Below are 7,645 nucleotides of genomic sequence, written 5' to 3'. Positions count from 1 at the left end.
TCCCCAAACAGCTCCACAGACTGCTTCGCCGCCGCCTACACCTAAAACATCTGAACCGCCACCAAGGCAACGGTATCGTGAAGCTGCTGATCTCGTCCGTTCCGTCAATGGGTTTCGTTTCTTAAGTTGTACATGCGGCTTGAAAGCGAAAATCCCCCCCACTTACAAAAAATCACAGGTGCAATGTCCCCGCTGCGGAAAGATTTATCCCTTGCAGTAAAGGTAGGCTTTATTCGCTTTTGCCGGATCGCGCAGCACCGTTTGAAGGCTGTCGCTTCCCTCGACACACCATTTCTCAAAGGTGCTGCGCGCCGGCAACCCCTCGGCCTCACCGGAGCCTAAATGATTTATATTGGCGTTACGCCTTCGTAAATCATGGCTATTATGACAGAGGACTATTCCATATCCAGGAATTAAAAAAGATTTTTTGCAGAAAAAATGGGGTAAATAGCAGAAATTTACAAGAAAACAAGCCTTTTCCGATAAATCTTTATAATAATCGGAAAAAATAAAGAAACGGGTCGGAAACCATTAGTTTGGATTAATGGCGTGTAAAAGAGGATGGTGGGACGGGGAAATATTAAGGCTTTAGGCGGGACGCCGGGCGCCTCAATCCATTTCTACGAGCACGTCTTCGTTCAAGATTTCGTAACGATATCCTTGTTCCGTTAGGAAGAGTTGCCGCTTTATACTAAAGTCTTGGTCGCAGGTATCTTTGGAGACGAGCGAATAGAAGTGTGCCACAGCCCCCGGCTCATTTTTGGGCCGTAAAATGCGGCCCAGCCGCTGCGCCTCTTCCTGCCGCGAACCAAAGGTTCCGCTGACCTGTATCGCCACATTGGCATCGGGCAAATCGATGGCGAAATTGGCAACTTTCGAGACGATGAGCAGTTTTATTTTTCCGTCGCGGAAAGCGCCATACAATTCTTCCCGTTTGCTGATGGCGGTCTGTCCCGTGATAATGGGCGCTTTAAAGTATTTTTCCAAGTCTCTCAATTGACTGAGATATTGACCGATAATGAGCACATTATCGCCGCGATGCCGTTCCACTAATAACTCACACAATTTTATTTTTTGGGGATTGGTAGAGGCAATACGGAACTTATTACGTTTGGGCGAGATGGCATACTCGAAGCGCAAATCTTCAGGCAGACGAACGCGTATCTCGCTGCACAAGGCTTCGGCAATCCATCCTTGTTTTTCCAATACTTTCCAAGGCACATCATATTTTTTGGGGCCGATAAGACTGAAGACATCTTCTTCCCGTGCATCTTCACGGATCAGGGTCGCTGTCAATCCCAGCCGTCGCTTTGCTTGAATGGCGGCCGTAGCTCTAAAAACAGGCGCGGGAAGCATGTGCACTTCGTCGTAGACAATGAGCCCCCATTGCCCTTTATCTAAGATATTAAAATGAACAAAGGGACTATCTTTGCTTTTCCGATAGGTAAGGACTTGGTAGGTGGCGATGGTGACGGGTCGTATATTCTTTTGGTCGCCGCTGTACTCTCCGATGTCTTCTTCCAAGATTGACGTCTTATCGAGGAGCTCTTTTTTCCATTGGCGCAATGCGACCGTGTTGGTTGTCAAAATCAAGGTATGCGTTTTAATGGCTGTAATCGCACCAATAGCGACGATTGTTTTTCCCGCCCCACAGGGCAAGACCACCACGCCGCTTCCGCCGAGATTAGAGCCATTGAGATAAAAGGCATCGATAGATTCTCGTTGATATTTTCTAATGGAAAAAGCCCGCCCTTCAAGGCTTTTCTCGCGAAGCGTAATGTCGAGGGGCGCCCCATCGGCGTATCCTGCCAAATCTTCAACGGGAAACCCGATCTTTATCAGGGTTGATTTTATATTGCCGCGATCTTCGGCTTTGACAAGGAGTTTATTTCTCTCCGGACGACTGTGAATAAAAGGACGCACTTGCGGGTGATTGGCAAGCTCTGTGATCAGCACTTCCAAATCTGAAACCAACACCAAGCCGTCATCATCAGTTCTATAGAGTTTTAATTGTCCATAGCGGGCAACGAGCTCACGGATGTCTGCTACGATATTTTGAGGTAATTCGTAACGGCTATACGCTTCGAGATCTTCAATGATTTCTGTTGAAGTCATTCCCATGGAAGCGGCGTTCCAAAGGGAAAGGGCTGTAATTCGGTAGGTGTGAATGTATTCAGGAGATTTAACCACCTCAGCAAACATAGAGAGACAATCCCGTGCATTTTCGAATTCGGGACTATCCGTTTCCAATAAAATGGAGCGGTCAGATTGGACAATAATAGGTTTATGAATATCTTTTTGCATATGCTCAGCCCTAAAGAAAAAAGAGAGCGACCGCCTCAGCCTCTTCCTACGGCCTTGGTCGGTGTGCGTGTCGGATCTATAGGCTACTCGACTTCGCCTGTGACGGGATCATAGTGCCAACTACGATCCGGATACGGGTGTTTTGGTATTTCTTTAAGATGATGGGAAACGACGAGGCTCTCTAAATCAGGCGGCCATTGACCCTGTTCACTGTTGTAGTCGTCCAGCGCATTAATAATAGGATTGCGTTCTCGGATCACGATATCATTCAGCAAGGTAGTATTGTAAACGATGCCATCGCTTCCCAAGAAAAAGGAGCCGCCCAAGGGGTCTTCGGGAATGGCCTTCACCAGCCCCGCCGTAATGAGATCGTCCAAGCTTTCGGCGCCTTTGCCTTGTTGCTCGTTAAAGAGGCCCACAATCTCATTTAGTTGTGAACATACTTTTCGAAGCTCAATCTCGATGAGTTTTCTTTCCGCCAATTCGCGCAAAAAAGAATCATCACTGTTAAGCATTTCCAGCCATGAATCCCGTTCTATCTCGGTAAGTGAAAATTCATCTTGCAATTTGGCGGTAAGATTCGCGATGCCGCCCGGTGCTTTTCCGGTCGATATGGCAGCGCTGAGATAGAGGGCCGCCATCAATCGTGCGTCAGGTTCTTCGCGCTTGTTCATCAGATAGACCATGGCGGCTTCATAAGGCAAATGCCAAGAGTGCGGGTTAAGTTGCATTCCTGCGTGGATGAGATTCAAGCTGGCATCTGCATCGGCGCGCAACGCGGCCAAAAAGATGGAGCCCAGCCGGTAAACGTCTATGAAATAAGGGTCGAGACGTGTGGAAGTGGTCAGCATAGCTTCCAACCACGTAAAATGGCGTGCGCCTCGGTGTTCCCGTGCTGTGTATTGAATACAGTTCAACCATAAGAGATCGGCAATAACCGTATTAAAACCTCCGGTGAAATGGGTTAATAATTTTTCATTGGGAAGATACAAGATCTCTTCCCGCTCTTCTGCTTGCCTAATCTGGTCGGCTTGGGAAAGGGCAACCAATGAAACGCCGTAACATAGAGCAGCAATAAAGAGCCCGACGATAAGACGCGACAGAGACTTCTTCATACGTCCCGCCCTTCAAATGCCATACAGGCAAGAACGAGCAATAAGGCACTCCAAGCAAGTCCATAAATCAGGGTATAGACAATGTATCCGTTCGCCACGGGCACATTGTTCGCCGCTTCGGACTGGAGATTGAAAAGGTTTAGGTTAGGAATCACATAATACACGAGTTCGAGTAATTTTTTGGCCAGGGTGTCTTTAAACTGGATTGGCAAATCTTGAAATATGTCGGTGGCATGGCCCACGACATAGAAGGAAACCACAATAATAGCGCCGAGAATCGGCGAAACCAGTGTAGACAGCAGAATCGAGAATGCAGTCAGCAGCGTGAGCTTCATCGAAACAAGCAAGATCGCCTGAAACCAAACGCCATTGACCGCGCCGCCCATGAGCCAAAGATAAAAGGTACCGCCGATGGTCATAAAGGCGAGGGATACGACAATGACCGCCATGAGCCCGATGTATTTGCCCAGCATAAATTCGTAGCGTTTCATGGGCTGCGCCAGCAGCGTGTATAAGGTCTTCTTATCGATTTCTTTGTATACGAGATTAGCGCCTACGAAAATGGCAATAAGCGTACCAAAAACAGACATGGCGGTCAGGCAAATATCTTTGATAATCTTTATATCCTGACCGATACTAATCCATCCCAGCACCTTGGAACCTAAAATAGTGGTTACCGCAAAAAACAACAACACATAGAGCACTTTATCGCGGATTGATTCACGGAAGGTATTATGCGCAACTGCACAAATTCTATTCATATCTGATCCTCCCCTGTCTTCATCTCAGACTCTTCATTGTTCTTTTTGTCGGGGACATCTACGACATCCTGAATACGCATAAAGAAATCCTCCAGCGACTCTACAGCGGGATGCAGGGAAAGCACCTGCCCGCCCAAATTTTGGATAGCTTTGATGGCATCATTGGCATGGCTGCTGTCGGGAAAGGTTAATCGGCAGCTGCCGTCTTTGTTGAACAGACACTGCAGCGCCACACCGCTGACCGGTTCCAAGGCATCAGCGTTGATTCCCGCCACTTCCAGTTCCACAGATTGGCGATGGGTATCGACCAAATTCACAATTCGATCGCAAGCGGTCAATTTGCCCGATACTAAGATCCCTACACGATCACAAATTTCTTCCACATCGCTCAACACATGACTACTGAAGAAAATGGTCTTTCCCATATGATTGAGGCGCAACATCAATTCGCGAATCATTTTGCGGCCGAGGGGATCCAAGCCGCTCATGGGTTCATCCAAAATTAATAAGGGCGGATCGCCTACCAAAGCCACAGCAAAGCCGACACGCTGGCGCATTCCTTTTGAAAAGCTGCGGATACGGCGGTCGCCAATATCTTGCAAGTCTAAGAGCTTGCTGATGGTGTCCCACTCTTGGAGCCGTGCTTCCCGCGTAAGTCCACGCAGCGAACCGTAGAAATCGAGGGTTTCTCTCGGTGTTAAATATTCATAGAAGTAGGGATGCTCCGGCATATACCCGACCTGTTTGCGGGCGTCGGGCTGATTTGTCGGGCTGTCAAAAAGAAAGGCGTCCCCGTTGGAAGGATGAATGAGTCCTGTAAGCATTTTTATGGCGGTAGTTTTGCCCGCACCGTTTCTTCCTAAGAAACCGAAAATCTCTCCTTGTTCCACGGCTAAATCCATGGGACGAAGGGCATGAACTGTTTTTTTGCCGATTGATTTAAAACTCTTGGACAACTGCTGTGTTCGTATTGCCAACATGAGCGTACCTCTCTCGTTAACCTATAAATCCTAAACAGTGTAGGCGAGCATCTAATTCCGTTTCAATCTATCGTAGGTACCAGACACTTAACCTATATTTTTTTGTTTACAGCCGATTCTTGATCTACTGAAGCGCAAAGCGGCAATCTTCCCAAAAGCTTAGCCTTATCGGCCTTGATTTTGTGTCGCCATGGACTGTACCAGCCGGTCTCTGCTCATTTGAATGTCCGGTTGATTCGGATCAATAGTCAATGATTGATCATAGGCTGATTTTGCCTGTTCAAAGTCGCCCAACTGCCATTGCACAGCCCCTATAAAATTCCACAGCTCTGTATTGTCTGTTTCCATTTTTGCCGCGGTGTAGGCAGTGTTCAACGCATCTGAAAAGCGTGCTGCGCGATACAGTAATTGTGAAAAGGCGTAATGGTTGCCGGCAGTCTCTGCATAGGTGCCTCCCTGTTGCTCAAAGTCGTATAAGGCTTTGCGCAACATAACCCGTGTAATGACATCATAGGGTTGGGCATCACTTCCGAGTGCATGAATTTCATCAGAAGCGGCTTTGATATCGCCTTCACGGATCTTTAAAACCGCCTCTCCAAGTTTCGCACGAACATTGTTCGGATTAATCTTTAAGGTATCCTCATATCCTTGGCGCGCCTGTTCATAGGCTCCCTCACGGTGAAAAAGGCAGGCCTTCAGGCAAAGGCTTTCCTCGTCTTCCGGAGCATCTTTGAGCGCTTGATCGAAAGCATTGAAAGCGGCTTGCACCCCTTTGGGCCCCACATTCATCCATGCAATACCGATCTCACGCCACTTCACGGCATCGTCGGGAGAACCATCAGATTCCAGACATTCGGCGAGCAGATCATAATATCCCAGATCCTGCAGTAATTTACGATACGCCTCGCCGCCATCCTCGCCCTGATGACAAGGATCTTTCATGGTTTCATAGTCCCGAAACTGTTTCAGTAGTTGGTCGCGGGAAGGCGCTGTGTTTGTTTGCTCGGAAGACGCAGGGTCCATCATCTGTGCGAACAAGGGCGCCGCACAAATCATGATGATGGTCATGAGCCTCAAGATGTAAGGGGTTCTATAGTCGTTGCAGGCCATAATAATCTTTCCATGGCATCCAGCAAGGGGTCGAAGGTCTCATGGTTCAGGGCGCAAATAGGGACGCCTCCATATTGATGTACCAATCCTTCTACCTCTTCCGGAGCACAAGTATCGATTTTATTAAAAACAGTAAGCATGGGTTTTTGTTTTAAATCTAACTGCCGCACCGTGTCCAGCACGGTTTCCATTTTTCTGTTAAGATCCACACTGCCGGCATCTATAATATGCAGGAGCAAGTCCGCTTCTTGCAACTCTTCAAAGGTGGTTCGAAAAGCCGCAAATAAGTCCGGCGGCAGATTGTGGATAAAACCGACGGTGTCGGTGATTACGATTTCTCGTTCACGGGGAAAGCGCAGACGACGCGACACGGGATTCAAGGTAGCAAAGAGACAATCTTTCGCCATGACCTCGCTATTGGTCAAATGATTGAGCAAGGTCGATTTCCCCGCATTCGTATAGCCGATGACCGCGACGGTGGGCACTTCCCGCTGTGTTCGCGTGTGCCTACGTAATCGACGCCGTTTCCCGAGCAGCTCCACTTCCCGTTCCAATTTTGCGATTCTGTCCCGTGCACGGCGGCGGTCTTCTTCCAGCCTTGTTTCGCCGGGGCCCCGTCCGCCAATACCACCGGTCAAGCGGGACAAAGCTTGTTGGCGTATACTGAGGAAAGGCAAGAGATAGCGCAGCTGTGCCAATTCTACTTGCAGCTTCCCCTCTCGGGTGACCGCACGCTGTGCAAAAATATCGAGAATCACTTGGGTACGATCTAAGATTTTGAGATCCGTAAAATCGCCTAGAGAACGGATCTGTGAGGGCGTAATGTTGAGATCAAAAACGAGCATCCCCGCGCCCTTTTGCATGGCAGCGATGACGGCTGCCTGCAATTTTCCGCGACCAAGAATATAGCGGGGATCCAATTTGCGGCGCTGGATAATGGTATGGACAACATTGATCCCGGCACTATGCGCCAGCTCAGACAATTCGTCGAGAGAATCCCGTGCAAAGGTCTGGGGGTAGGTGGATACATGAATGAGTACGGCGCGCTCACGCCTGTCGTTATCATCGACAGGTCGTTGGGTTCGGGCAAACTCTTCCTCTAAAGCGCCCATATATTCAAGGAAGTCTTCTTTGAGATCAAAAATGGATTGGGGCGCAAGGATTTCCCAAGGTGTGGCGCTGATGTTCTCCGGTTTCAGGTGGGCGCTATGGATGGTTTTAACGGCGCCGTCGGGAGCAAGCCGAAGAGCTGCAACAAGGTCTAAGCGCAATAAGGCAAGATCCGTTAAATCATCTTCCGACAGGGCTTCTCCTGCCAAATGGGTATGGATAAAGCGCAGCCCGGAAAGACGGTCGCGGCCGCGCCGTTGTATTT

General features: G+C 48.8%; 6 protein-coding genes. All 6 read right to left on the bottom strand.

Annotated features, from left to right (window positions below; all coding sequences use genetic code 11):
• Positions 1-609: 609 nt before the first annotated feature.
• Complete coding sequence (locus GX117_01990) at positions 610-2,292, bottom strand: DEAD/DEAH box helicase family protein (GenBank protein ID NLO32118.1); 1,683 nt, start codon at positions 2,290-2,292, stop codon at positions 610-612.
• A 95-nt stretch (positions 2,293-2,387) separates the two neighbouring features.
• On the bottom strand, positions 2,388-3,419 hold the full coding sequence (locus GX117_01985) for a hypothetical protein (protein NLO32117.1): 1,032 nt from the start codon (positions 3,417-3,419) through the stop codon (positions 2,388-2,390).
• Positions 3,416-4,180 (bottom strand): ABC transporter permease subunit, encoded by a 765-nt coding sequence (locus tag GX117_01980; protein NLO32116.1) that lies wholly within the window; start codon positions 4,178-4,180, stop codon positions 3,416-3,418. The genes GX117_01985 and GX117_01980 overlap by 4 nt, the downstream gene beginning before the upstream one ends.
• Entirely contained in the window at positions 4,177-5,160 is a 984-nt protein-coding gene (locus tag GX117_01975) for an ABC transporter ATP-binding protein (GenBank protein ID NLO32115.1), read from the bottom strand. The genes GX117_01980 and GX117_01975 overlap by 4 nt, the downstream gene beginning before the upstream one ends.
• A 165-nt stretch (positions 5,161-5,325) precedes the next feature.
• The gene (locus GX117_01970) at positions 5,326-6,270 is read right to left on the bottom strand and encodes a tetratricopeptide repeat protein (GenBank protein ID NLO32114.1); all 945 of its coding nucleotides are present in this window, start codon (positions 6,268-6,270) and stop codon (positions 5,326-5,328) included.
• Positions 6,234-7,645 (bottom strand): GTPase HflX (gene hflX, locus GX117_01965; GenBank protein NLO32113.1); only part of this gene is annotated, 1,412 nt, incomplete at its 5' end. The genes GX117_01970 and hflX, both read right to left, overlap by 37 nt.

Source organism: Candidatus Hydrogenedentota bacterium (genome assembly GCA_012523015.1).
Classification (GTDB): domain Bacteria; phylum Hydrogenedentota; class Hydrogenedentia; order Hydrogenedentales; family CAITNO01; genus JAAYBJ01.
This window is presented reverse-complemented; position numbering and strand designations above follow the sequence as displayed.